This is a genomic window from Capnocytophaga sp. G2 (genome assembly GCF_035282625.1).
Classification (GTDB): Bacteria; Bacteroidota; Bacteroidia; order Flavobacteriales; family Flavobacteriaceae; genus Capnocytophaga.
The window spans coordinates 26,379-51,985 of record NZ_JAYKBU010000003.1 but is presented as its reverse complement, the minus strand read 5'-3'; the positions used below and the strand labels follow the sequence as shown (position 1 = coordinate 51,985).

The following is a 25,607-nucleotide window of genomic DNA, read 5'->3' as shown; positions in this document are numbered from 1 at the left end:
TTTTTTAATTTATTTTCTTAAAAATATAATTTCTCCTTCTTCTATCTTTACAAGCTGAGAAGGAGTTTTTCCTTCTTGATTTTGCTGGTGGTAAGGAACTATATAATCCACTAAATTCTTAATCTCTTCACTAATTTGTGAGAATGTCATAGGACTTGGTTCTCCAGTTATATTTGCAGAAGTAGAAATAATAGGTTTTCCAAATGCTTTGATAAGCTCTCTACAGAATTCATCCTGAACTATCCGGAAAGCCAAGGAATTATCCTTTGCTAAAGGAAGATAACTATTACAAACTTCTTGATATATTACAGAAGTTGGGCGTGTTTGACTCTTTAAAAAGAAGACTATTTCTGAGGGTATTTTCACATATTGCTTGAGCATACCCAAGGAAGAGACTAAAAGAATAAAATTCTTATTAATATCTCTTCTTTTTATCTGCCGTATTCTTTCTATTCCTTGATAAGAATAGGCATCACATCCCAATCCCCATATAGTATCTGTAGGATAAAGGATTACCTTATTCTCCTGTAAGAAGGGAAGTGTTAGCTTCACTATTTCTTTTATCTTCATTGACTTATAACATAAATTATTTGAGGGGACAAAAGTACTTCTTTTCAAGGAAAATATATATCTTTTATTTATTTTATTTGAAAAAAATGTAGTACATTTGCATTAGTTTTTAAAAGATTTCATAATGAATACAAGAAAACCTATTTTTTATGTGGCTTTGTCTGGGCTTATGGTAGCCTGTGGAGGAGCTTCTAAGATTGCTTCTTTGCCACTTGAAACTTTGGATGGAAAAACAATTCCTTCCCAATCAGCATCTCCCTCCAAAGAGGAGTTAAAAAGTTGGCCTCATCAAGATCTGCTTACTACTGGCTATCCAGGTATTAGCTTAGAAAAAGCTTATAAAGTTCTTGAAGGCAGAAAGGCAAAAACTGTTATTGTAGGAGTGGTAGATTCCGGAGTGGATATTAACCATGAAGATCTTAAATCCATTATTTGGACAAACCCTAAAGAGATTCCTAACAATGGAATTGACGATGATAAAAATGGCTATGTGGACGATGTACATGGTTGGAATTTCTTAGGAGAAATTAATCAAGATAATCTTGAATATGTACGTATTCTCAAATCAGGGGATACTAATAATCCCGATTATAAGAGGGCAGAGAAGACTTATAAGAAAGAGTACCAAGAGTCTCAAGAGGGCATAGAACGCCTTACACAAATAAAAGAAAAAATTTCCATGAGCGATGCTCTTATCCAAAGCCATTTGGCTAAAAAAGAATATACTTTAGAGGATTTAGATAAGATCAATATTGAATCAACACAGTTAGCAGATGCTGTACGTGGTATGAAACGCTTACTTAGCAATGGAGTTACTGTAAAAGAAACTTTAGAAAATATCGAAGATGGATTAAAATATTATGAAGACCGTATAAAATATAACTTAAATAAAGATTTTTCTCCAAGAAAAATTCTTAAGGACAACCCAGATGATATTAATGACAAAATCTATGGGAATAATAATGTAATAGGACCTACTGCCGAGGGAGCCTTGCATGGTACTCATGTATCAGGTATTATTGCTGCTATACGTCATAACAATATAGGCATGGATGGGGTAGCCGACCATGTACGTATTCTTCCTGTACGTGCTGTGCCTTATGGTGATGAATATGATAAGGATGTAGCTCTTGCTTTGCGTTATGCCATTGATAACGGAGCAAAAGTTATTAATACCAGTTTTGGTAAAGAATTCTCCCCTCATAAAGAATGGGTATATGATGCACTAAAATATGCAGCTAAAAAAGATGTTCTCATTGTAAATGCAGCTGGAAATGAGACAAAAAACATGGATACCAATACCTCTTTTCCTGATGACAATATCAATGGAAAAGAATTTACAGATACAATGATTACCGTTGGAGCCCTTAATTATAAATACAATGAAAATTTAGTAGCTGAATTCTCTAATTATGGGAAAAATAATGTAGATTTGTTCTCTCCTGGGGTGGAAATATATGCTACTGTACCGGAAAATAAATACAAATTCTTAAGTGGTACTTCTATGGCATCCCCTGAAGTGGCAGGAGTAGCAGCCCTCATTCGCGCTTATTTTCCTAAACTTAAAGCCAGAGAAGTAAAGCAAATTCTTATGGAATCAGGAATAGTACCTACTATTAAAGAAGTTCTTATTGGAGAGGAAGAAGGTGCTGAGTCAAAACTTATGCCTTTTTCTAATCTTAGCAAATCTGGAAGAATATTGAATGCTTATAATGCGATTATTTTAGCCGCCAAAAGGAGCAAATAATGTTTTTAGATTAATGGAAAAGAGGCTATCCAAAAGGGGCAGCCTCTTTTTTTATTATCTTTTTATCTAACTTATTATAAAGCCATAGTCCCACCAAACTCCCCTACACATTCACTGCTATTTTCATATTTTCTAATTTGTAATCATTCTCTGAAGACTTTTTCTACCCCATTAAGTTTTCTTAAACTATCTAATAAGGAGTTTAAGGATTCAGTATTGGAAACCAAAAGGGTTATCTCTCCTTCAAAAATTCCTCCTTTACTCATTAGTTGAATATTATTCATTCCTAACCCCTTATGAGTAATATGATTGGTAATTTCTGCAGCTAATCCTTTCCTATCTACTCCTATAATTTTGATGGTTGTTTCATACTCTCTTTCTGTAGATTTTACCCATTTAGCAGGAATTATTCTATAAGCATAATTGGAGAACATGGAAAGTGCATTGGGACAATCCTTCTTATGAACCTTTATACTACCCCCGTTCACAGCTATATAACCAAAAATTTCATCTCCAGGAATAGGTGTACAACATTTTGAGAAAGTATAATCTAACACTTGTTCATCTTTTCCAAATACAATCATGTCATATTCATGAGCATCTTTAGATTTTTCAGGAACTACATGGGTAGACGGTTTCTTTCTGAAGAAGTTAAAGAAAGCGGAAGTAGTACTTCTACTTCCTACAAAATTCTTAAGCATCTGGTTATTAATTTCCCCTGTTGCCATTTGATAAAAAATATCTTGACTGGTTTTTGTTTTAAAATAAGTAACCATATCATTAATTACTTTTTCATCAAGTATTATCTTAAGTTGCTTTAACTTACGTCTTAATATTTCCTTACCTTCCTCAGCTACCTTCTTACGATTTTCTTTGAGTGCTCCTTTAATCTTAGCAAGCGCTTTAGTAGTAGTAGCATAATCCAACCAATTAGGATTAGGTGATGCATTCTCCGCTGTGATAATTTCTACTTGTTCTCCACTTCTGAGCTTATAATTTAAAGGAACAAGTTTTCCATTTACCTTAGCTCCACGAGTATGCATTCCCACTTCTGTATGAATACTGAAGGCAAAATCTAAGGGAGTTGCACCTTTTGGTAAGGATTTAATTTCTCCATTAGGAGTAAAAATAAAGATTTCATCTGCATAAAGATTCATTTTAAATTCCTGTACAAATTCAACTGCATTAGCTTCATTATCTTCTAAGACCTCTTGCAACCGATTAAGCCACATCTCTATACCTCGTTCATTCTGTTCTCCGTGTTTGTATTTAAAATGAGCAGCATATCCTTTCTCTGCTATTTCATGCATGCGATCACTACGAATTTGCACCTCAACCCACTTGTTCTTAGGACCTACCACCGTTATATGCAAAGCCTCATATCCTGTACTCTTAGGAGAAGAAAGCCAATCCCTAAGCCGTGTAGGATTAGGACGAAAATAATCTGTTACGATGGAATATATCTTCCAAGCCAGGAACTTCTCATTCTCAGGGGTGCTTTTATAGATAATACGTATAGCGAATTTATCATATACTTCTTCAAATGGTATCTTCTTGGAGACCATCTTTTTATAAATAGAATAAATAGACTTAGGTCGTCCTTTAATATAATAATCAATTTTTTCTTTGTCCAAAGCTGCTTTTACAGTATTGGAAAACTCTTCTATATACTGCAATTGCTCTTCTTTAGATTCCTCTATTTTACTTAGAATGGCATAATATTGTTCAGGTTCTGTATATTTAAGTCCTAAATCCTCTAACTCAGTTTTAATATTATAAAGTCCTATTCTATGAGCTAATGGTGCATAAATAAAGAGTGTTTCAGAGGCAATTTTTTGTTGTTTGTAGGTGGGCATTGCATCCATTGTTTGCATATTATGCAAACGGTCAGCAATTTTAATAAGGATAACACGGACATCATCATTGAGTGTTAGGAGCATTTTTCGGAAATTTTCAGCTTGAAAAGAGACATCCGTATCACGACTAAGGTTTGAAATTTTAGTAAGTCCTTTAACTATCTTAGCGACCGTATCTCCAAAGTTTTGAGCAATTTCTTCTATGGTAATGGGAGTATCCTCTACCACGTCATGCAACAGAGCTGATGCTATAGAAATAGCATCTAAGCCTATATCATAAGCTACAATTTTCGCCACTGCGATGGGGTGAAATATATAAGGCTCTCCACTTTTCCTACGTTGTTCCTTATGGGCATCCACTGCCATATCAAATGCTTTGCGAATAAGCTTCTTATCATCCTCACTAAGAATCTGATAACTCTCTCGCAATAGATCTTTATATCTTTTAGCTATTTCTTTACTCTCTTCAGGAGTATAATATTCGGTTTCCATAAAATTGAATTTTTATAATCAACCGCTATATTACGTTTTTTTTCTAAATTAAAAAAGTTTTTTAACAAAAAATCATGCCTTTTTTTAAAAATAAAAATTTGTTCTTTATATTAGAAATGTTTACTTTTGTACTTTCATTATCTAAATAAATCTACAAAAAATGGAACAAAAAAAACGTATTCAATCAGCCTTAGTTTCCGTATTCAGTAAAAAGGGATTAGAACCTATCATTCATAAAATGAATGAATTGGGGATTACTCTGTATTCCACAGGAGGTACAGAAGCCTTTATCAAATCCTTAAATATCCCTGTCATTCCTGTAGAGAATGTTACTGAGTATCCCTCCATTCTGGGGGGAAGAGTAAAAACTCTACATCCTAAAATATTTGGAGGTATCCTTAACCGACAAGGAAACCCTACAGACCAAGAACAAATGGAAACCTATAATATCCCTCAAATAGATTTAGTTATTGTAGATTTATATCCTTTTGAAGAAACAGTTGCTAATGGTGCCTCTGAACAAGATATTATTGAAAAAATAGATATAGGAGGAATTTCTCTTATCCGTGCAGCTGCTAAGAACTTCAAGGATACTGTTTGTATTTCTTCTAAAGAGGAATATCCTATTCTGTTACAAATTCTATCCGAAAATAATGGAGAAACAAATCTTTCAGAAAGGAAATCCCTTGCCTTAAAGGCTTTTGCTACTTCATCAAGGTATGATACAGCCATCTTTAACTATTTTAATAGAGAATTTTCTATAGAATGCCTACGTATAAGTGAGGACAAAGCACAATCACTTCGTTATGGAGAAAATCCTCACCAAAAAGGAGTATTCTTTGGAGATTTTGAAGCTCTTTTCACCAAACTACATGGTAAAGAACTCTCCTATAACAACCTATTAGATGTGGATGCAGCAGTAAATTTGATGAACGAATTCATGAATGACTCTCCTACTTTTGCTATCTTAAAACATAATAACACCTGCGGAATTGCCACTCGCTCTACCCTATTGGATGCTTATAACACTGCACTCTCCTGCGATCCTGTTTCTGCCTTTGGAGGTATTCTTATCGCTAATCGTCCTATAGACAAAACGACAGCTGAAGCTATCAATCCTCTATTCTGCGAAGTGATAATCGCTCCTGGTTATGAAAATGAAGCTTTGGAAATCCTTGAAAGCAAGAAAAATCGTATTCTTTTGGTACAAAAAGAAACTTTATTGCCACAAATCTCAATTCGTTCTTGTCTAAATGGTTATCTATGGCAGGACAAAGATCTAAAGACAGATGCTGTTTCCGACATTTCTTATGTTACTGACCAAAAACCTTCTGCTGAGGACTTAGAAGACTTGCTTTTTGCTTCCAAAATATGCAAGCATACCAAATCCAATACTATTGTACTGGCTAAGAACAAACAACTCCTTGCCTCTGGAACAGGACAAACAAGCCGTGTAGATGCCCTTAAGCAAGCTATTGAAAAAGCTAAAGAGTTTAACTTTTCTTTACAAGGAGCTGTTATGGCAAGTGACGCCTTCTTTCCTTTCCCTGATTGTGTAGAAATTGCTCAGAAAGAAGGCATTAGAAGCGTCATACAACCAGGAGGGTCTATCAAGGACAACCTAAGTATAAAGTACTGCAACGCTCACCAAGTCGCTATGGTGATGACTGGTATACGTCATTTCAAACACTAATTAAAAGAATAGCAAGAAGTGAAGAGTGAACAATCATTCTTCACTTTTCATTGAGTATTGCTTTGTTTATCTTCTTGATAAGAGAAGGACCTTCATAGATGAATCCTGTAAAAATTTGTATCAAAGAAGCTCCAGCGTGAAATTTTCCCAAGGCATCTTGGGGAGAATGTATGCCACCAACCCCTATGATAGGGAAGCCATGGTTACTCTTCTCGGCTAAGAAGCGTATCACCTCTGTAGCACGCTGGGCTAGCGGTTTGCCACTTAGACCTCCTATCTCCCCCTGCTTAGGAGAAGTCAGTCCGTTCCTGCTTATAGTAGTATTGGTAGCGATTACCCCTGCTATTTGAGTTTGCTTAATTATATCTATAATATCCAATAACTGCTCATCGGTAAGATCTGGAGCTATTTTCAGTAGTATGGGTTTAGATTTAGGAAGTTTCCCATTAGCCTCTTGCAAGAGGGTTAAGAGTTTTTGAAGAGGCTCTTTTTCTTGAAGAGAACGGAGGTTAGGTGTATTAGGAGAACTAACATTCACTACAAAATAATCCACATAAGGGGCTAGTTGTCCAAAGCAATACAAATAATCCTCATGTGCCTTCTCATTCTCTGTCCATTTGTTTTTCCCTATATTCCCTCCTATGATAACATGCTTGTTCTTTTTGAGTCGTGCAGTGATTGCCTCTACCCCATCATTATTAAAGCCCATACGGTTGATAATTCCTTTATCCTCTACCAAGCGGAAAAGCCGTTTGGGAGGGTTTCCTGGTTGGGGCTTTGGGGTTACCGTACCAATTTCTATAAAGCCAAATCCTAAATTAGAAAGTTCTGTATAGAGTTCTGCATTCTTATCCAAGCCCGCAGCCAATCCTATAGGATTAGGAAACTTTATGCCAAAGACTTCTCGCTCTAATCGCTTATCTCTAAGGAAGTAACGACTCCTAAGCAGATTAGAGATTAAAGGAATTTTATTAATAAATTTAAGCCAACAAAAAGTAAAACGATGAATTTTTTCAGGATCAAATAAGAATAATAATGGACGAATAAGATACTTATACATGAATAATTATTTTCTTGCAAATATACGATATTTAGTTGATTTTTTTGTATGATTTTTTACCATTTCTTCCATAAAAATAAATTACCTTTGCACCCTTGAAAACATCAATTATTTTGAGCTATACAGAATGAAAAATTATTTACTTCCTTTTCTCTCCATTATTATAGGAGCTTGCTTCGTCCTATGGGTAAAACCTAATAATAAAAATCGTATCAAACTGCTTTTAGCTTTCAGTGGAGCTTTTCTAATGGGAATGACTGTTTTTACACTTATTCCAGAGGTATATCATTCTATAATAGAAGAATCACATTCCCATATTCAAATAAAGAATATAGGTATCTGGATTATTATAGGAATACTTTTGCAAATTATTTTAGAATTTTTCTCTCATGGTGCGGAACATGGGCATTTTCATTCTCCTGCCAAAGGACTTAGAACACAATTTCCATGGGGTCTTTTTATAAGTTTAAGTATTCATTCTATTTTGGAAGGTTTCCCTTTACATGAGCACAATAATATGGTATACGGTATTTTTATCCATCATTTACCCATAGCCATGGTACTGACCATTTTCTTTTTAGATTCGGGAATAGGCACTAAAAAGACATTTATTTTTCTATTTCTTTTTTCTTTGATGACCCCTTTTGGGGCTTTCCTTGTAAATTATGTACCTGAGTTTGTAAAATATCATACACAGATGAGTGCTATTGTAATAGGAATTTTCTTACATATCTCTTCTGTAATCCTTTTTGAAACTTCAGAGAATCATAAGTTTAATTACCAAAAACTTGGAGTCATTATTTTAGGTTTCATATTGGCTTATGGAGTATAAAAATATCCAAAGAACCCTTGCAAAAATTCTTTGGATACTACTACTTAACAAGTTTTACTTTGATTAGGATAATACTCTTATAAGCTCTACATCAAATATAAGAGGTGCATTAGGGGGAATTACTCCTCCCGCTCCTTGTGCCCCATAAGCAAGGTCAGAAGAAATTATAAGACGTGCCTTATCTCCTTCACTTAAGAGAAGAATCCCCTCATCCCATCCTTCAATTACCTGACCTATTCCTACAGTAAAATTAAGTGGCTTCCCTCTGTACAAAGAAGAGTCGAAGACTTTTCCATCCAAAAGCATTCCTGTATAATGTACTGCTACATTATCTCCTTTTTTTGCTTTTTTTCCTTTCCCTTTTTCTGTGATTTTATAAAAGAGCCCTGAAGTAGTTTTTTCAAATCCTTCTGTCATCTGCCTTAGAACTTCTTGTTGTTTACGTTTTTCGGCTTCTATACGAGCTTGCTTTTCAGCATTAAATTTTTCAAAAGTTTTCAAAGCATCCCATTGTTGAGCCTTCTGTCCTACTCGTATAATTTTCACTGCTTCTATCTTATCATTTTGAGCAATACTATCTACTACCTCTTGACCTTCTATTACATAGCCAAAAACAGTATGTTTATTATCCAGATGAGGCGTAGGACGGTGTGTGATAAAGAACTGACTTCCATTGGTATTAGCTCCTGCATTAGCCATAGAGAGAATTCCTGCTCGGTCATGCTTTAGGTCAGGATGAAATTCATCATCAAAACGATATCCTGGTGTTCCTGCTCCCGTTCCTTGAGGGCATCCTCCTTGAATCATAAAATCAGCTATTACACGATGGAATTTCAATCCATCATAGAAGGGAATCCCTATAGGTTTAGCGGTATTTTTCATTTTTCCTTCTGCTAAAGCTACAAAATTAGCCACAGTAGCAGGTGTTTTTTCATAAGTGAGGCGAAGAAGAATATCTCCTTTTGCTGTCTGAATTTGTGCATAAATTCCATCCTCTAACTTTGTTATATCCATAAAATTAAAAATTAAAAAATAGCTTTATAAATAGTAGTGAATCCCATTATAATAATAAGAAATCCTATGATAAAGAATATCTTTCTCGGAGGAAGTTTAGAAGTAACTAAAGCAGAAATAGGTGCTGTAACTACTCCTCCTATAATGAGTCCTAAAGCAATGCGCCAATTAATAGCCTCAGGTACTGTAATAAAAATAATTGTACTAACTACAGTAATAGCAAAATTAGTAAAAGTAGAGACTCCTATCACATATCGTGGAGTATGACCATTTTTGATAAAGGAACTGGTAACCAAAGGTCCCCATCCTCCTCCTGTAAAAGCATCCACAAAACCTGCAAAGAGCCCCAGAGGAATGGTCTTTACCTCTTTGTTCTCTACCTTTCCACGAAAACCATTACGTAAAATTTTAAATCCCAGAACAATGGTATACATCGCAATAAAAGGTTTTGTAAGTTTAGCCAATCCATTACCTTCATTTCCCAAATAAAGTAATAACAAAGCTCCTATCACAGTTCCTATAATAGCGGGAATAAGCAATCGTTTAATGAGTTCCTTATCCATGTTCTTAAGCTTAAAATGACTGATACTCCCCGCTGCTGCCGTAACCATTTCAGATGCATGAATACTACCGCTAATAGCACGAGGATCTACATTCATTATCAGTAATATAGTGGCACAAATGACCCCATATCCCATCCCCATAGAGCCTGCAATGATCTCTGCCCCACAACCTGCCAATATCATCCAATAGAACAAGTAATTCTCTTGAGCCAAAGTATTTTTTAACGATATCAGAGATTCTGTAGAATAAATGATACAAAGAGTGATTCCTATTAAAAGAAAAAAAATAAAAAACAAAAGTAACCTATTCCTTTTTTGTCTTTTAAGCAATTGTGCTTGTACTATAGGAGGGTTATTTTCGTTTTCTTTAAAACTCTTCATTAGTAATTATTATATTTTGTGTTACAATATCGAAGGGCAAAGATATAACTTTTTTTCCTATTAACCATATTTCTATGAAGTTCTTTTTATAATTGAAAAATAAAATTACCCTCTCTTTTCTAATTCAAAAAAAATACGTAATTTTGACAAAAAATAAGATTTGAATCAAAGAACTATCCTATTAGAAGTAAATCCGCAAGCTTTCTTCGGAGAACAGAACAGTACTATTGACCTCTTAAAAGGTTACTTTCCTAAAGTGAAGATAGTGGCAAGAGGTAATGAAATTCATGCTTTTGGAGAGGAATCACTCCTTGATGAATTTGAAAAACGCTTAGAGCAACTCATCTTACATTTTGAGAAATATAATCATCTGGACAGAAATACTATTGAACGTATCCTAACTTCTGACAATAGCATACTACTCCCTTCCACACTCTTAGATAGAGATTTTATCGTACATGGAGTAAAAGGGAAGATCATTCGTGCACAGACCCCCAACCAACAAAAGTTATTAGACCTAATTGGCAAAAATGATATGGTTTTTGCTATAGGTCCTGCAGGAACAGGGAAAACTTACACAAGTGTAGCTTTGGCTGTGAGAGCCTTAAAGAACAAACAAGTAAAACGCATTATTCTAACTCGTCCTGCGGTAGAAGCAGGTGAAAATTTAGGCTTTCTTCCAGGTGATTTAAAAGAAAAATTAGACCCTTACATGCAACCACTCTATGATGCCTTATTGGACATGATTCCTTTTGACAAACTCAATTCTTTCATAGAGAATGGAACTATTCAGATTGCCCCCTTAGCTTTTATGCGAGGAAGAACCTTGGATAATGCCTTTGTCATTTTAGATGAAGCTCAAAATACTACCTATGTGCAAATGAAGATGTTTCTTACCCGTATGGGAAAAAATGCTAAATTCATTATTACGGGAGATCCTGGACAAATAGACCTCCCAAAGAAAGTATCCAGTGGGCTTATTGAAGCACTACACATTATAAAAGAAATCAAAGGTATTGGAACTCTTTGGTTAGATGATAAAGATGTAGTAAGACACCCTTTAGTAAAAGAGATTATCAATGCTTATACCCGCGCTGAGCAGGAAGAAGACTAAAAATTTCTCTTTTGTTGGAAGAATTTTTTAAGTAATTGACTACTTTCTTTCTCTAAGATACCATGAATAACTTCTGTCTTAGGATGTAGAAGATTTCCATAGAGATGATAACCACGCCTTTCATCTGTTGATGCATAAACTATTTTGCCTATCTGACTCCAATAAAGAGCCCCAGCACACATTACACAAGGTTCTAGAGTAACATACAATGTGCAATTAGTTAGATACTTACCTCCCATATATTCACTGGCAGAAGTAATGGCTTGAATCTCTGCATGAGCTGTAACATCACCCAATCTTTCAGTAAGATTATGAGTTTTAGCTATGATAATTTCATTTATAGTAATAATAGCTCCTACAGGAACCTCTCCTTGCTCAAAAGCTATCTCAGCTTCTTGTAGTGCCTTTTGCATAAAATAAGTATCAGATAACATATAAAAAAACAAACTATTACAAAAATAATTTTATGGCTGAACATAATGACTTTGGTAAAGAATCCGAAGAAGAAGCTGTCCTTTATTTAGAGAATTTAGGATATGAAATTCTAGTGCGTAACTTCTATTGGCAGAGTGCAGAAATTGACATTATTGCTAAGTATAATAACATACTAATCATCGTTGAAGTAAAATCAAGAAGATCAGCTTATTACGGAGAGCCCTATTCTTTTGTAAATCCTCAAAAAATGAAACTATTAGCTAAAGCAACTAATCATTATATCAATATCAATAATTTAGATATGGAAGTACGTTTTGATATTATTTCTATTATAAAAAATAATACAGAACACCACCTAGAGCATATAGAAGATGCCTTCTATCCTTTCTAAAAATTAGTTCACAGCAAAAAAGACTACTTAGGTAGTCTTTTATATCCATTATCTTTTGTTCGTTTTCTCTAAGTATTTCTCTAAAGCCATTGTCATGGAAGGAGTTTCTGGAAGAGGTGCTTGGATATCTATTCTCAGTCCAGCTTCTTCAGCTGTTTTAAGAGTAGAAGCTCCAAAAACAGCTATACGAGTAGTTCCTTGTTTAAAATCAGAAAAATTTTTGAAAAGAGACTCTACTCCTGCAGGACTAAAGAAAGCTATTACATCATATTTTACATCTTTCAAATCTGTAATATCAGCATGAGCAGTTCTGAATAGGATACCCCTTTTCCACTCTATTTTTAAATCATTTAATGATTTTTCTATTGTAGGGCTTAATACTTCTGAAGTAGGGAAAAAGAACTTTTCTTCTTTATGTTTTTTCAAAAATGGTATAAGATCTGCAAAATCTTTTTTTCCTACATAAATCTTTCTTTTTCTGTAAGTTATATATTTTTGTAAATAAAAGGCTACTGCTTCAGAAAGACAAAAGTAACGCATCATATCAGGAACTTTAAATCTCATTTCTTCTGCCACTCGAAAAAAATGGTCTACGGCATTCCTACTAGTAAGAATAATAGCTGTATGATTCTGAAGTTCAATCTTTTGAGTTCTCAAATCCTTTCCAGTCACTCCTTGTACTTCTGTAAAAGGACGGAAATCTATTTTTACTTTATATTTTTCTATAATCTGGTGATATGGTGAATTCTCTGACTGCTCTGGTTGGGAGACCAAGATTGTTTTCACTTTCATAATTTAACTTATTGATGAGGAATTAATTATCCAATGTTTAATAAAAATATAGGGTACTATTTCTACGGTGCAAAGATACAAAATAAAATAATACCAGTAATGTCTTATTTCATTTTTGTACAACTTTACAAATGAAACTAATCCAAGTATCTGTATATATAAAAATGTAATCAATGAAAATCCTAGTAAATATATGTTATTATTCATCCCATAAATATCGAAAAAAAGAAGAAAGACCAATATAAAAGAAGCATAATTAGAATAACTTAAGCGAATGAAAAGATATGACCTGGAAAACAGATCAAAATCAAATACATAACTTATAAAACGTTGAAAAGTAATTTTCAATAAAAGAAAAGCAGCTACCCCTACCATAATAATATAAGGAAGAGGAATTGAATAAAAAGAAAAATCTATAAGAAAATATCTCATTAATAACCAAATGGTAATACTAAGGACTAACCACTGTATCCCTAATAACGAAGAGGTAAAGAGTACATTTGTCTTCTCTTTTTTGTTAAATATGATAATATATTTATTATTAAAAAGTAAATTCAAAAATTCTCTAAAACGAAAGGAGTGATATGTTTTTATAAAAGCTATAATTGCTAAAATAGCTATAAAAACAAAAGAAATCCAATCAATATTATTAGAAACAACAGGAGTCCATTTCATAAATTAATTCTTTAAATATTTACTTTTCTATTATTTTCAAACTATCTGATGAAGACTCTTTTACAGGGACATTAGGAATATTCTCTTTTCGCAGCAAACTATCTTCCTTTTCCAAGCGAATATTCACACGGGAGAGTATTTCCTTACATTTTTGAGGATTTGAAGTGTAAAAAGATATATTCTGTGCCAATTGTAAACTATCAACTCCATATTTCTTATAAATGATATTGGAGATACTCACTCCCTGTTCATCATAGAGCTTTGGGTCAACACTTTTTGAGGCATTTAATAGGACTAAATCATAAAAGATGGACTCCATTTGTTCTTCTGACAATTTTTTTGAGGGAGGAGAAATAAGTTGGGAACAAGCTATTAAGCTTAAAAATAAAAGGTTATAAAAGTATTTCACACTTATAAATTATTATGGTACAAAAGTACAACATTTTTTAAAATAGGCAAAGATAATTCCTAATCAAATTTCTATAAAATAGAAGAGCTAAAGAAAATCCTTAGCTCTTTTCTCTATTACCATTTATAAAATTTACTTTGCAATATTCACAGCTCTTGTTTCTCGAATTACAGTTACCTTAACCTGTCCAGGATAGGTCATATCTGTTTGTATTTTTTGAGAAAGATTAAAAGAAAGCTCAGCAGCTTTTTCATCAGATACCTTTTCACTTTCTACAATTACACGGAGTTCTCGTCCGGCTTGAATAGCATAAGCTTTCTTCACTCCTTGAAAGGAGAATGCAGTATCTTCCAATTCTTTAAGCCGTTGAATATAGGAGTCCAATACTTGTCTACGGGCTCCAGGTCTCGCTCCTGATATAGCATCGCATACCTGTACAATAGGAGAAAGTAAAGAGGTCATCTCTATTTCATCATGATGTGCTCCTATAGCATTGCATACTTCAGGCTTTTCACCATATTTTTGAGCCCATTCCATACCTAAGAGAGCGTGAGGAGTCTCTGTATCTGTTTCAGGCACCTTCCCTATATCATGAAGGAGTCCAGCACGCTTAGCTAATTTCACATTAAGCCCCAATTCTGCAGCCATGAGACCACATAAGCGAGATACTTCACGAGAGTGCTGTAATAGGTTTTGACCATAGGAGGAACGATATTTCATTCGCCCTACAGCCTTAATAAGTTCTGGATGAAGCCCATGTATACCTAAGTCTATAATTGTTCTTTTACCTATTTCTGCTATCTCATCTTCTACTTGTTTGGTTGTTTTTTCTACCACTTCTTCTATACGTGCAGGATGAATACGACCATCCGTAACCAATTTATGTAAAGAAAGACGTGCAATTTCACGCCTTACTGAATCAAAACAAGAGAGGATAATTGCCTCTGGTGTATCATCTACAATAATTTCTACTCCGGTAGCCGCTTCTAAGGCACGAATATTGCGACCCTCACGTCCAATAATGCGTCCTTTTACATCATCTGATTCAAGATTGAAAACTGACACACAATTATCAATAGCTTCCTCTGTACCAATACGCTGTATAGTATTGATGATAATTTTCTTTGCTTCTTGTCGAGCTGTAAGCTTAGCCTCCTCAATAGTAGTTTGGATGTAAGCCATAGCATCTGTTTTTGCTTCGCTTTTTAAGGAGTCAATCAACTGTGTTTTAGCTTCTTCGGCAGTGAGCCCGGAGATTACTTCTAATTGTTTTACTTGACTTTTATGTAATCTATCTACTTCTTCTTGTTTTTTATCTACCAAAGAGATACGATATTCACATTCTTGAGTTTTCTGGGCTAACTCTTCATTGAGCTTTTTATTTTGAGCTAATTCAGTAGAAACTTGAGATTCTTTATCTTTTACACGTTTCTCTGCCTCAGAGATCTTTTTTTCTTTACTTAAGATAAGTTTTTCATGTTCTGCCTTAAGTTCTAAGAATTTTTCTTTTGCCTGATAAATTTTTTCTTTTTTAATATTTTCAGCTTCTATTTTGGCCTGCTTGAGGATATTTTGCGATTCATCTTGTGCATCTCTGACCACTTTAAAAGCATATTTTTCTTGCTTTTTCTTAAGGGAGTACCATACTAGGACAGCTCCCACAAATATTCCAATAATGGTTCCTACTATTAATGTTGTTATATCCATAAAAAAATAATTATATAAAAAGCCTGCAAGAAGACCTGTGAATAAACTCCTAAAAAGCATATTTAGAGCTACCAAACCCTTCAAGTATCTGTAAGTGAACACAGCACGCTTTGGTGGTTTGACTCACCCTTCTGAATTATTTTCTGTTGAGTTTACCAAAAAAACTATTCTTGCAGGCAGTATTTTTATCTATTGTTACTGATCTCTGATAATATTCTATATATTTTCTCTAATTTTTCTATATTATCCTTTCTTTGATTTTCATTAGTAAGTACCTCTTGGGATAGAGGTGTTGCTAAAGAAATAGCACACATAGCCAATGAATCTTGGCGATCCTTTATAGGGAAATTTTGCTCAAAATATCTGACTTGTTCATTAATTTTTTCAGCAGCTTTTCGATAAGCTTCTTCCTGTTCAGGGAAGATTTTCAAGGGATATACCCTATCGGCTATCTTCAAAGTTATTCTTAATTTCTCACTCATTCTTATTTAGTTTTGTGAAAGTTGTACAATACACTGCTCTATTTCACGAATGAGCCTATTTATTTTGAGTTTGGCTTCCGCTTTTGTTTCATCACTGCCTAAAAGAGCCTGGGTCACTTTCAATGCATTATACTTTTGTTCATACAAATTCTTCTGCTGTTGTGCTTGTTGAAGCTCTTGATTAAGTTCCTCTATCTGCTTCAAAAGAACCCCATTTTTCTCTTGCAAAGAAAGTACATATTGCTGTACCTCCGGAAGTAATATTTCTATTTTTTCAATCCATTCTTCCATCTTATTCTCTAAGTAAGAGAAACAACCCTTGCTTTTGGTGTGCAAAGGTAAGACATTTTATAGTTAAAAACAACTATTTAGATAAATATTTATTTAATTTCATAATTTGCTGATTATTATATTATTTATTATCTTTGTGGCAAAATTAAACAAAATATATCTATGTTATCTGTTAATGATACTCAATTAGTTATCCTTGACATTCAAGGAAAGCTATCTCAGATTGTATACAAATCTGAGGAAATACTCAGACAAAGTCATTTGCTTATTCAAGGATGCAAATTACTAAATATCCCCATCATCTGGGTGGAACAAACCCCTGAAAAGTTAGGAGATACTAATTCCATCATCGCAACATCCCTCTCAGAGTTATCTCCTATCAAAAAGTATACTTTTTCTGCCTATAGGAATAAGGATTTTGCTGAAAGGGTAAAAGCTAACCTTCGTCCACAAATACTCCTTATAGGAATCGAAACACACATTTGCATTTATCAAACAGCTTACGATTTGGTTAATGCAGGATATGAAGTTTTTGTAGTGGCTGATGCTGTTTCTTCTCGTACAGTTGAAAATAGAAATATAGGTTTGCAGATGATCACTCAAACTCAAGGAAAAATTATCAGTGTTGAAGGAGCTCTATTCTCTTTGCTAAAGGATTCACAACATGAAAAATTTAGAGATATAGCAAAGCTAATCAAATAAAAAAAAGGTTTGCCCAAGGGCAAACCTTTTTTTCTCTCTAGAAATTAATATCAGGATTGATTGATTTACTCTCAAAGGCATCATCGATATTTCCTTTTGGTATTGATGTAGGAGATGGTATTACTTCATCTTTTTGATCATTATATTTAGAATTATAAGATTGAATTTGTTGTCTCTCTTCTTGTTGCAAGAAAAAATTATTACTCAAGTTGCTGAATACTCCATTAACAAATTGTAAACGAATATTATCCAATCCTCCATTACGATGTTTTGCTACTATGAGTTCAGCTTGATTAGCAGTAGGAGTTTGTTCTGTATCATCCCAAGTATTAAGTTTGTAATACTCAGGTCGGTAAAGGAAAGTAACAATATCAGCATCTTGTTCTATAGCACCTGATTCACGAAGGTCAGAGAGTTGAGGGCGCCTATGTCCTGGTCTATTTTCTACATTACGTGAGAGTTGTGAGAGAGCTATTACAGGAATATCTAATTCTTTAGCTAAAGCCTTAAGATTACGAGAGATAGCAGATATTTCTTGTTCTCGGTTTCCTCCTATTTTTCCACTGGTATTGGCAGTCATTAGTTGAAGGTAATCTATAAAAATAATCTTTACCCCATACTTAGAAACCATACGACGAGCTTTCGCACGAAGGTCAAAGATGGAAAGTGAAGGAGTATCATCTATATAGAGAGGAGCATCGAGCAAACTTTGTATTTTTTTATTTAGTTGTTCAAAATCATCATCACTTAATTTCCCTGTACGAAGTTTATCGGAACTTATTCCTGTTTCTGAAGCAATAAGCCTTGTAATAAGCTGTATTGAGGACATTTCTAAGGAAAAAAAAGCTACTGGAATTTTACTATTTACTGCTATATTCCTTGCCATGCTTAGTGTAAAGGCTGTTTTCCCCATTGCAGGACGTGCCGCCACAATAATAAGGTCTGTTGGTTGCCATCCTGCAGTAAGTTCATCTATTTTGGTAAATCCTGAAGGAATTCCACTAAACTCTTCTTTTTTATCATGTAACTCCACTATCTTTTTACGTGCTTTTATAACTAGTTCTCTTGCAGATTCAGAGGTACGAGTAATATTCCCTTGAGTAATTGAGAAAAGCTTTCCTTCTGCGCTATCTAAAAGGTCAAATACATCGGTTTCATCATCGTATGCTTCCTCAATAATTTCATTAGACATCTTAATAAGCCTACGCTGAATATACTTTTGGTTAAGAATACGTGCATGGAACTCTATATTAGCAGAAGAAGACACCTTTTCTGTCAAATATACCAAATAGGCTCCTCCGCCTACTTCTTTTAAATTACCGTCCTTAAGTAATTGTTCACGTACCGTCATCATATCCACGGGTTGGGAATCCTTAAAGAGCTTATAGATAGCTGCATAGATTTTCTGATGAGCAGGAGAATAAAAAGCCTCATCAGAAAGGATATCTATTACCTCATCCACACCACGCTTATCTATAAGCATACCTCCAAGTATTACTTCTTCTAACTCCAAATTCTGGGGAGGTATCTTCCCTTTTTCAAGTGTAGGAATTGTACGAGGAGCAATAACTGTCTCTATAGATTGTGGAGAAATATTTTCCATGTATTTAACAATTAAGCATTTAGATATAAGATGGACTTCTTTGAAATCCTTGGCAAAAATACATTCATTTTTTAGATAAGGGAAATGCAAACTCTTATATTTCTATTTTTATATTTTTAATACATAAGGTAAAGAACTGATTTTATGATTTTTCATTTAGATAATAAAAGTCACAGAAGCTATGATTTTTATTTTTCAACAAAAGAAAGTGCATTGTGTAAAAGTTTTTTTGAGAGATGTTTTTTCAATATTTTAATGCTATTTCAAAAATTTAATGTATTTTTGCAGTAGAAATAAAAATGCTAAAATTACACTTAATGAAAGAGGTAACTCGCCTGTTTGATATTCCTTATTATCAATTAGAAAAATATCCTATAGAAAATGCTTTAGTCACTAAATATAATGATAAATGGTCTGCCATTTCCTCTAAGGATTATGTAGAGAAAATAAACCAAGTAAGCCGAGCATTGCTATATTTAGGAGTAAAACCGAAGGATAAAATAGCCGTTGTTTCCTCCAATAATCGTACCGAATGGCACATATTGGATATTGCTATTATGCAAATTGGAGCACATAATATCCCTATCTATCCCACTATTCCAAAAGAAGATTATATTTACATCTTCAACCATGCTGAAGTGAAGTATTGCTTTGTGTCAGACAAAGATTTGCTAGAGAAAATAAGAAATATAGTACCGGAAGTTCCTTCATTAAAAGAAATATTTACTTTTGATAATATAGAAAATGTACGCGGATGGAGTAAAATCCTTTCTATAGGCGAAAACACTGAGAATCAGAATGAAGTAGAAGCTATTAAGGCACAAATACAGCCCACTGATATGGCAACTATTATTTACACTTCGGGTACTACAGGAAAGCCCAAAGGAGTAATGCTCTCTCATGATAATATTATTAGTAATATTAAAAACTGTCATGCTCGGGTTCCTGTAAAAGCAGGAGATGTTTGTCTTAGCTTTCTACCTGTATGTCATATATTCGAACGAATGCTTACTTACTTATACCAGTATAATGGCATTCGCCTATATTTTGCTGAATCCTTTGATAAAGTAGCCTTAAATATTAGTGAAGTAAAGCCTCACCTTATTACAGTAGTACCACGTGTAGTGGAGAAAGTATATGACAATATTTATAACAAAGGAGTCGCTCTCTCTGGTATAGCCAAATCCTTATTCTTTTGGGCTCTAAAATTAGGGTATCAATATAAACCTTATGGAAAGAATGGTTGGTGGTATGGTCTCAAACTAAAGATAGCCAGAAAACTTATATTTTCCAAATGGAAAAAAGCCTTAGGAGGTAACTTGCAAATGATATGTGGAAGTGCTGCTCTACAACCCCGCTTAGTACGGGTATTTTCTGCAGCAGGAATTCCTATTTGGGAAGGTTACGGACTTACAGAGACTTCTCCTGTTATCTCTGTAAATTGTAAGAAAGGAAATCTCTGGAAAATAGGTACTATAGGAAAACCTATAGATAATATTGAAGTCAAAATAGCTGAAGATGGAGAAATCCTTTGTAAAGGGAGCAATGTAATGTTAGGTTACTTCAAGAATGAAGAACAAACCCATAATGCTATTGATAAGGAAGGCTTCTTCCACACGGGAGATATTGGTTTTCTTGATGAGGATGGTTATCTTACCATTACAGATCGTAAAAAAGAGATGTTCAAAACCTCTGGTGGTAAATATATAGCACCACAATACATTGAGAATAAGCTCAAACAATCTCGTTTCATAGAACAAGCGATGGTAGTAGGTGAAGGAGAGAAGATGCCTGGAGCATTCCTCCAACCCGATTTTTCTTTTATAAGAGAGTGGCTCAAGCGACATGGGAATACGCAGAATTTTAGTAATGCAGAACTTGTAAAAGATAAGAGAGTACGAGAACGAATTGCTCAGGAAATAGAACACATTAATAAAAAATTAGGTAAATGGGAACAAGTAAAAGTATTTGACCTTACTCCTGATGAATGGAGTATAGATGCTGGACACCTCACCCCTACCCTCAAACTCAAAAGACGTATTATCCTTGAAAAGTACAAGGATATCTATAATACCTTTTATAATAAAGAATCTCAATCATAGAAAAGAGTAATTATGATATATCGTTTTAGAATTATTTTAGATGTGGATACGGATGTATTCCGTGATATTGAAGTGGAAAGTCAAATTAATTTAGAAGATTTTCACAAATGTATTTCAAAATCCTTTGGCTTCAATGGAGAAGAAATGGCTTCTTTCTACAAAAGTGATGAGGATTGGAACCAAGGAGAAGAGTTTAGCCTTTTTGACACCGAAGGAGATACTCCTGTAATGGCAGATACTATTTTGGAATCCATAATGGACGAAGATAATCGTCACTTACTCTATGTATATGATTTCTACAATATGTGGACTTTTTTTGTAGACTTGAAAGAAATAGGTCAGAAGCAAAAAGGTGTTACTTATCCTAATATCTTGGTTAAGCATGGTTCTGTCCCTGAAGATGCACCAGAGAGGAACTTTGTAGCAGAGGACTTTAATGAATTTGATTCTGAATTCAATGACTTTGAATTTGATCAAGATGAGTTTGATGAATATCATGGATACAATGATGATGATTATTATTCTTAGAAACAGATGACAACAAATATTCTTTTTTTTGCTATACTTATCACCACTATAGGAGTAAGCTATTATGGCTTTAATAATTCCAATTTTTTTAACCGCTATATGTTCAATGTAGGAGCTGTCCAAAGGGGAGATTATCTACGTCTTATTTCCTCTGGATTCTTACATGCCAATTGGGAGCATCTCATTTTCAATATGATTTCTTTGTACTTCTTTCATGGAATTATCATTCATGGAATGGGGAGTTTCATATTTTTACTTATATATTTGGGTTCCATTGTTTTTGGGAATCTTTTTAGCCTATATATATACCGACATCAATCCTACTACTCAGCTATAGGAGCATCAGGAGGTGTTTCAGGTATTATCTTTGCTGCTATTGCTCTTTTCCCATATCTCCAAGTAAACTTTATTCCAGGTTGGCTCTTTGGGACACTCTATTTTAGCTATTCTGTATATATGATGCTTAATCCTCGTCAAGGAGATAACTTAGGGCATGCAGCTCACTTAGGAGGCGCTATTTTTGGGCTTGTTGCCATTGCATTCTTTGAACCTATGGTAATTATCCAGAATGCTCTTTACTTAGGTATCATGGCACTTCCTTTAGGGTATATGGGATATAAATTATTAAAAAAATAAAAAGTTTTTTGTACATTTGCACCCATTAAAAAATCAAAACGAGACAAATGCTTGACCTTTTTAATACTCAAATAGAATCTCTTTCTATTCATCAAGTGGGAAATATGCAAAAAGGAGAAAACCTCTTCCTCTCCCAACAGCCTTATGCTCTTGATGACCAGATGATAAGTGTACTTAAGGAATATTTTCTAAAACCTTTTAGAGAGAAAGAAGAAAATTATATGCACTTTGTGAATGAAACTTCCTTAGAATTCAATGAGATGTTTGCCTTAGCTACCGAAATTTTCGCTAATCCATCCTCTATTCATACCCATTCACTACGTATTGCTCAGTTGCTGTATGAGCAATCCAATCATCCTCATATCAAGTCGGGGGAGTTGTATGTAGCCTATCTTTCTCATATTACTCTTGACAATGCCAAAGTAGAGGCTATTGGAATTTTTAAGTCTGAAATGAAACAAAACTTTCTCCAATTTGAGCAAGAACAGAACCAGTTAGATATTCTATTAGAAGAAGGAGTGAATGTAAATAAGTTGGATAAAGGTTGTCTTATTTTCAATGTAAATGAAGAAGAGGGATATAAAATTCTATCTGTAGATAGTAATCGCTATGATACCAAATATTGGACAGAGCAATTCTTAGGTATTGATGCCCTTGCCGATGATGCTTTTTTTACCAAAAAATACCTAAAAATGTGTCAGGATTTCGCTAAAGAAGTTGTACTTCCCACGGAAGGTAAGCAGGAAGAAATCCTATTTATGAACCGTGCTGTGAACCACTTTGCTAAAAACGATGAGTTTGAGGAAACTCATTTCCTTAATGAGGTATTAGGAGACAAAGTATTCAAAAAAGAATACGCTCCTCATGAGGATGATGAAGATCAGAGCCTTACGGAAGGGTATATGGATCTTATCCCTGAATTTCGTAACTTTAAAGAAACCAAAGGAAAGAAATACTACATTGAGGATGTTTCCTCTTTCCCTATTGTTAATAAAGCAGTATCGGATATGCGTAAGAAAATTAAAAATGTCATTGATCTGGATACCAATATACAAATCCGTATGGATTTTGTCAATCCCGAATCTGCTGAAAAGTTTGTAGAAAAAGGCTGGGATGAAGAACGAGGTATGTTCTACTATCTCATTTATTTTAATGAAGAAAAGAAAAGCTAAATTATAAGGTATAGGTAAAAGGTAAAAAGTAATAGGAGTAGGAAACTTTTTACCTTTTACTTTTTCTTTTACCACTTAATCACCACGCTTCCCCAGGTAAAACCACTACCAAAAGCGGCTAAAATAAGGATATCATTTTCCTTAACGCGATTCTGTTCTACGGCTTCGGCTAAGGCAATAGCTATTGAGGCAGCAGTTGTGTTTCCATATTTCTGGATATTATTAAATATTCTCTCATCTGAGAGTTTAAATTTCTGCTGAATAAACTGGGAGATACGCAAATTTGCTTGGTGAGGAATAAATAGGTCAATATCCTCCTCGGTAAGGTGATTTGCCTTTAATCCTTCCATGATCACTTCAGAGAAGCGCACTACTGCATTTTTGAAAACGAACTGTCCATTCATATAAGGGAAGTAGGAGGTATCTTCTGGATCATTCTCTTTAAGCAAATCCGTAATCCATTTCTTTCCTACTCCAGGAGTAATGATCGCTAATTCCTCAGCATAAGCACCCTCACTATGTAAGTGAGAGGAGAGAATACCTCGATTGGATTGTTCACAACGAGAAAGCACTACTGCTCCTGCTCCATCTCCAAAAAGTACTGCCATATTACGACCCCGTGTAGTAAGATCTAAAGCTGGAGATTGTGTTTCAGAGGCAATAACCAAGATATTCTTATACATACCCGTTTTGATAAACTGATCAGCGACTGAAAGTGCATAGATAAATCCAGAACATTGGTTACGGATATCTAAAGCTCCAATAGTATTGAGCCCTAATTCTTTTTGAGCTAACACACCACAGCCTGGGAAATAATAATCCGGACTCAAAGTAGCAAAAATAAGAAAATCAATATCCTCTTTAGCTATATTCGCTTTATCCATAGCCATTTGGGCAGCACGTACTCCCATAGAAGTAGTAGTATCCTTTCCTCTGGTGGCAAACCGGCGCTCTCGTATGCCAGTACGTTCTTGAATCCACTCATCTGAAGTATCCATCATCTTGGATAGATCATTATTGGTAACAATATTTTCAGGTACATAATAACCTGTACCTACAATAATAGAATTATACATAAATCATTTAATATTAAAAAGAAAGCCTTGATAACAAGGCTCCTTTATTACAAATATAAAATTGTTTATCTCAATACTTCTTTCACTTTATCAGCAGCCTCTTGAAATTGAATAGCAGAATGTACAGCAAGTCCTGATTTATCAATAATTTCCTTAGCAATTTCTGCATTAGTTCCTTGTAGTCGAACAATAATAGGAACTTTAATAGCAGAGCCCATATTCTTATAAGCATCTACAATTCCTTGAGCTACACGGTCACAACGTACAATTCCTCCAAAGATATTTACTAAGATAGCCTTTACATTGGGATCTTTCAAAATAATACGGAATGCGGTTTCCACACGAGCAGCATCAGCAGTACCTCCTACATCCAAAAAGTTAGCTGGTTCTCCTCCTGCTTGTTTTATGAGATCCATAGTAGCCATAGCAAGTCCTGCTCCATTAACCATACATCCTACATTTCCATCCAAATCCACATAATTAAGCCCTGCTGCTTTTGCTTCTACCTCTATAGGGCGCTCTTCACGAGTATCACGTAATGCAGCATAATCCTTATGTCGGAAAAGAGCATTATCATCAATAGTTACTTTAGCATCTACTGCAAGTATCTTGCTGTCCGAAGTTTTAAGAAGTGGATTGATCTCAAACAGATTTGCATCAGAAGAGATATAGGCTTTATACAAAGAGGTTACAAATTTTACCATTTCCTTAAAAGCTTCTCCTTCAAGCCCTAAGTTAAAAGCTATATTTCTTGCTTGAAAGGGGAGCAACCCTAATTCTGGGTCTACCTCTTCAGTGAAGATAAGATGGGGTGTATTTGCCGCTACGGATTCAATATCCATACCTCCTTCGGTGGAGTACATAATCATATTCTTTCCTTTGGCACGATTAAGCAGGATGGACATATAATATTCCTTAGGTTCGCTTTCTCCTGGATAGAATACATCTTCAGCTATCAATACCTGGTGAACCTCTTTTCCTTCCTTAGGAGTTTGAGGAGTTACTAAGTGCATTCCAATAATCTGAGAAGAAATTTCTTTTACTTGCTGCAAATTCTTAGCTAACTTTACCCCTCCTCCTTTTCCACGTCCTCCTGCATGGATTTGTGCTTTTACTACATACCATTGAGTTCCTGTCTGCTCTGTAAGTTTCTCTGCTGCCTTTACAGCTTCATCAGCTGAAGTAGCTACGATTCCACGTTGTACGCGTACACCAAAACTTGATAGAATTTCCTTTCCTTGATATTCGTGTAAATTCATAATGTAACTTTATTTATAGTGGCAA

Annotated in this window: 25 protein-coding genes; 10 read left to right on the top strand and 15 right to left on the bottom strand. The window is 34.5% G+C overall.

What is annotated here, in order from left to right:
• Nucleotides 1-9: 9 nt before the first annotated feature.
• Nucleotides 10-570 (bottom strand): L-threonylcarbamoyladenylate synthase, encoded by a 561-nt coding sequence (locus VJJ03_RS02700; RefSeq protein WP_009745917.1) that lies wholly within the window; start codon nucleotides 568-570, stop codon nucleotides 10-12.
• Nucleotides 571-694: 124 nt separating this feature from the next.
• On the opposite strand from VJJ03_RS02700, the gene VJJ03_RS02695 reads away from it, so the two are divergent.
• Nucleotides 695-2,317: a S8 family peptidase gene (locus VJJ03_RS02695; RefSeq protein ID WP_323973681.1), complete on the top strand. Its 1,623-nt coding sequence runs from the start codon at nucleotides 695-697 to the stop codon at nucleotides 2,315-2,317.
• Nucleotides 2,318-2,460: 143 nt separating this feature from the next.
• Here VJJ03_RS02695 and VJJ03_RS02690 read toward each other — a convergent pair whose 3' ends face one another.
• Nucleotides 2,461-4,665, bottom strand: coding sequence for a RelA/SpoT family protein (locus VJJ03_RS02690; RefSeq protein WP_009745919.1), 2,205 nt, complete (start codon nucleotides 4,663-4,665; stop codon nucleotides 2,461-2,463).
• 160 nt (nucleotides 4,666-4,825) lie between these two features.
• On the opposite strand from VJJ03_RS02690, the gene purH reads away from it, so the two are divergent.
• Complete coding sequence (gene purH, locus VJJ03_RS02685; protein ID WP_323973678.1) at nucleotides 4,826-6,358, top strand: bifunctional phosphoribosylaminoimidazolecarboxamide formyltransferase/IMP cyclohydrolase; 1,533 nt, start codon at nucleotides 4,826-4,828, stop codon at nucleotides 6,356-6,358.
• 40 nt (nucleotides 6,359-6,398) lie between these two features.
• Here the strand turns inward: purH and VJJ03_RS02680 are convergent, their stop codons facing one another.
• Nucleotides 6,399-7,418, bottom strand: coding sequence for a quinone-dependent dihydroorotate dehydrogenase (locus VJJ03_RS02680; RefSeq protein ID WP_323973677.1), 1,020 nt, complete (start codon nucleotides 7,416-7,418; stop codon nucleotides 6,399-6,401).
• A gap of 127 nt (nucleotides 7,419-7,545) precedes the next feature.
• Between VJJ03_RS02680 and VJJ03_RS02675 the strand changes: the two genes are divergently transcribed.
• The gene (locus VJJ03_RS02675) at nucleotides 7,546-8,250 is read left to right on the top strand and encodes a ZIP family metal transporter (RefSeq protein WP_009745922.1); all 705 of its coding nucleotides are present in this window, start codon (nucleotides 7,546-7,548) and stop codon (nucleotides 8,248-8,250) included.
• Nucleotides 8,251-8,313: 63 nt separating this feature from the next.
• Here the strand turns inward: VJJ03_RS02675 and VJJ03_RS02670 are convergent, their stop codons facing one another.
• Together VJJ03_RS02670 and VJJ03_RS02665 are read right to left on the bottom strand one after the other, a co-directional pair.
• A complete protein-coding gene (locus VJJ03_RS02670; protein WP_323973675.1) occupies nucleotides 8,314-9,264 on the bottom strand; it encodes a peptidylprolyl isomerase in 951 nt (316 codons plus the stop codon).
• 11 nt (nucleotides 9,265-9,275) lie between these two features.
• Nucleotides 9,276-10,208 carry a sulfite exporter TauE/SafE family protein gene (locus VJJ03_RS02665; RefSeq protein ID WP_323973673.1) on the bottom strand — a complete coding sequence of 311 codons (933 nt, stop codon included), beginning with the start codon at nucleotides 10,206-10,208 and terminating at the stop codon, nucleotides 9,276-9,278.
• A gap of 160 nt (nucleotides 10,209-10,368) precedes the next feature.
• Here VJJ03_RS02665 and VJJ03_RS02660 point away from each other — a divergent pair, with 160 nt between their 5' ends.
• The gene (locus VJJ03_RS02660; RefSeq protein ID WP_323973671.1) at nucleotides 10,369-11,322 is read left to right on the top strand and encodes a PhoH family protein; all 954 of its coding nucleotides are present in this window, start codon (nucleotides 10,369-10,371) and stop codon (nucleotides 11,320-11,322) included.
• On the opposite strand, the gene VJJ03_RS02655 is transcribed toward VJJ03_RS02660, so the two are convergent.
• Nucleotides 11,319-11,756, bottom strand: a complete 438-nt coding sequence (locus tag VJJ03_RS02655) for a nucleoside deaminase (protein ID WP_009745926.1) — start codon at nucleotides 11,754-11,756, stop codon at nucleotides 11,319-11,321. The genes VJJ03_RS02660 and VJJ03_RS02655 overlap by 4 nt on opposite strands.
• Before the next feature lie 32 nt (nucleotides 11,757-11,788).
• Between VJJ03_RS02655 and VJJ03_RS02650 the strand changes: the two genes are divergently transcribed.
• Nucleotides 11,789-12,148 carry a YraN family protein gene (locus VJJ03_RS02650; RefSeq protein ID WP_009745927.1) on the top strand — a complete coding sequence of 120 codons (360 nt, stop codon included), beginning with the start codon at nucleotides 11,789-11,791 and terminating at the stop codon, nucleotides 12,146-12,148.
• A 48-nt stretch (nucleotides 12,149-12,196) separates the two neighbouring features.
• Here the strand turns inward: VJJ03_RS02650 and VJJ03_RS02645 are convergent, their stop codons facing one another.
• From VJJ03_RS02645 to VJJ03_RS02620, 6 genes are all read right to left on the bottom strand, one after another.
• Nucleotides 12,197-12,940 carry a uroporphyrinogen-III synthase gene (locus tag VJJ03_RS02645; RefSeq protein WP_009745928.1) on the bottom strand — a complete coding sequence of 248 codons (744 nt, stop codon included), beginning with the start codon at nucleotides 12,938-12,940 and terminating at the stop codon, nucleotides 12,197-12,199.
• 3 nt (nucleotides 12,941-12,943) lie between these two features.
• Entirely contained in the window at nucleotides 12,944-13,615 is a 672-nt protein-coding gene (locus tag VJJ03_RS02640) for a DUF4271 domain-containing protein (protein ID WP_009745929.1), read from the bottom strand.
• Between the two features lie 19 nt (nucleotides 13,616-13,634).
• Entirely contained in the window at nucleotides 13,635-14,024 is a 390-nt protein-coding gene (locus tag VJJ03_RS02635; protein WP_040358068.1) for a DUF4296 domain-containing protein, read from the bottom strand.
• 132 nt (nucleotides 14,025-14,156) lie between these two features.
• Nucleotides 14,157-15,731 (bottom strand): ribonuclease Y, encoded by a 1,575-nt coding sequence (gene rny, locus VJJ03_RS02630; protein WP_323973669.1) that lies wholly within the window; start codon nucleotides 15,729-15,731, stop codon nucleotides 14,157-14,159.
• 185 nt (nucleotides 15,732-15,916) lie between these two features.
• Nucleotides 15,917-16,213, bottom strand: coding sequence for a cell division protein ZapA (locus VJJ03_RS02625; protein WP_009745932.1), 297 nt, complete (start codon nucleotides 16,211-16,213; stop codon nucleotides 15,917-15,919).
• A 6-nt stretch (nucleotides 16,214-16,219) separates the two neighbouring features.
• Nucleotides 16,220-16,549 (bottom strand): hypothetical protein, encoded by a 330-nt coding sequence (locus VJJ03_RS02620; protein ID WP_253908267.1) that lies wholly within the window; start codon nucleotides 16,547-16,549, stop codon nucleotides 16,220-16,222.
• A 117-nt stretch (nucleotides 16,550-16,666) separates the two neighbouring features.
• Between VJJ03_RS02620 and VJJ03_RS02615 the strand changes: the two genes are divergently transcribed.
• Nucleotides 16,667-17,206 carry an isochorismatase family protein gene (locus VJJ03_RS02615; protein WP_323973667.1) on the top strand — a complete coding sequence of 180 codons (540 nt, stop codon included), beginning with the start codon at nucleotides 16,667-16,669 and terminating at the stop codon, nucleotides 17,204-17,206.
• 37 nt (nucleotides 17,207-17,243) lie between these two features.
• On the opposite strand, the gene dnaB is transcribed toward VJJ03_RS02615, so the two are convergent.
• Entirely contained in the window at nucleotides 17,244-18,809 is a 1,566-nt protein-coding gene (gene dnaB, locus VJJ03_RS02610) for a replicative DNA helicase (RefSeq protein WP_323973665.1), read from the bottom strand.
• Between the two features lie 317 nt (nucleotides 18,810-19,126).
• On the opposite strand from dnaB, the gene VJJ03_RS02605 reads away from it, so the two are divergent.
• Genes VJJ03_RS02605 through VJJ03_RS02590 form a run of 4 tightly spaced genes read left to right on the top strand, consistent with a single transcriptional unit; the run spans nucleotide 19,127 to nucleotide 23,247 of the window.
• Nucleotides 19,127-20,911 carry a long-chain fatty acid--CoA ligase gene (locus VJJ03_RS02605; RefSeq protein WP_323973663.1) on the top strand — a complete coding sequence of 595 codons (1,785 nt, stop codon included), beginning with the start codon at nucleotides 19,127-19,129 and terminating at the stop codon, nucleotides 20,909-20,911.
• A gap of 12 nt (nucleotides 20,912-20,923) precedes the next feature.
• Nucleotides 20,924-21,439, top strand: coding sequence for an IS1096 element passenger TnpR family protein (locus VJJ03_RS02600; RefSeq protein ID WP_009745937.1), 516 nt, complete (start codon nucleotides 20,924-20,926; stop codon nucleotides 21,437-21,439).
• 6 nt (nucleotides 21,440-21,445) lie between these two features.
• Complete coding sequence (locus VJJ03_RS02595; RefSeq protein WP_323973661.1) at nucleotides 21,446-22,075, top strand: rhomboid family intramembrane serine protease; 630 nt, start codon at nucleotides 21,446-21,448, stop codon at nucleotides 22,073-22,075.
• A 47-nt stretch (nucleotides 22,076-22,122) separates the two neighbouring features.
• On the top strand, nucleotides 22,123-23,247 hold the full coding sequence (locus VJJ03_RS02590) for a nucleoid-associated protein (RefSeq protein WP_323973659.1): 1,125 nt from the start codon (nucleotides 22,123-22,125) through the stop codon (nucleotides 23,245-23,247).
• 68 nt (nucleotides 23,248-23,315) lie between these two features.
• Here the strand turns inward: VJJ03_RS02590 and VJJ03_RS02585 are convergent, their stop codons facing one another.
• On the bottom strand, nucleotides 23,316-24,323 hold the full coding sequence (locus VJJ03_RS02585) for a 3-oxoacyl-ACP synthase III family protein (protein ID WP_009745940.1): 1,008 nt from the start codon (nucleotides 24,321-24,323) through the stop codon (nucleotides 23,316-23,318).
• A gap of 65 nt (nucleotides 24,324-24,388) precedes the next feature.
• Entirely contained in the window at nucleotides 24,389-25,582 is a 1,194-nt protein-coding gene (sucC, locus tag VJJ03_RS02580) for an ADP-forming succinate--CoA ligase subunit beta (RefSeq protein ID WP_009745941.1), read from the bottom strand.
• Nucleotides 25,583-25,607 lie beyond the last annotated feature (25 nt).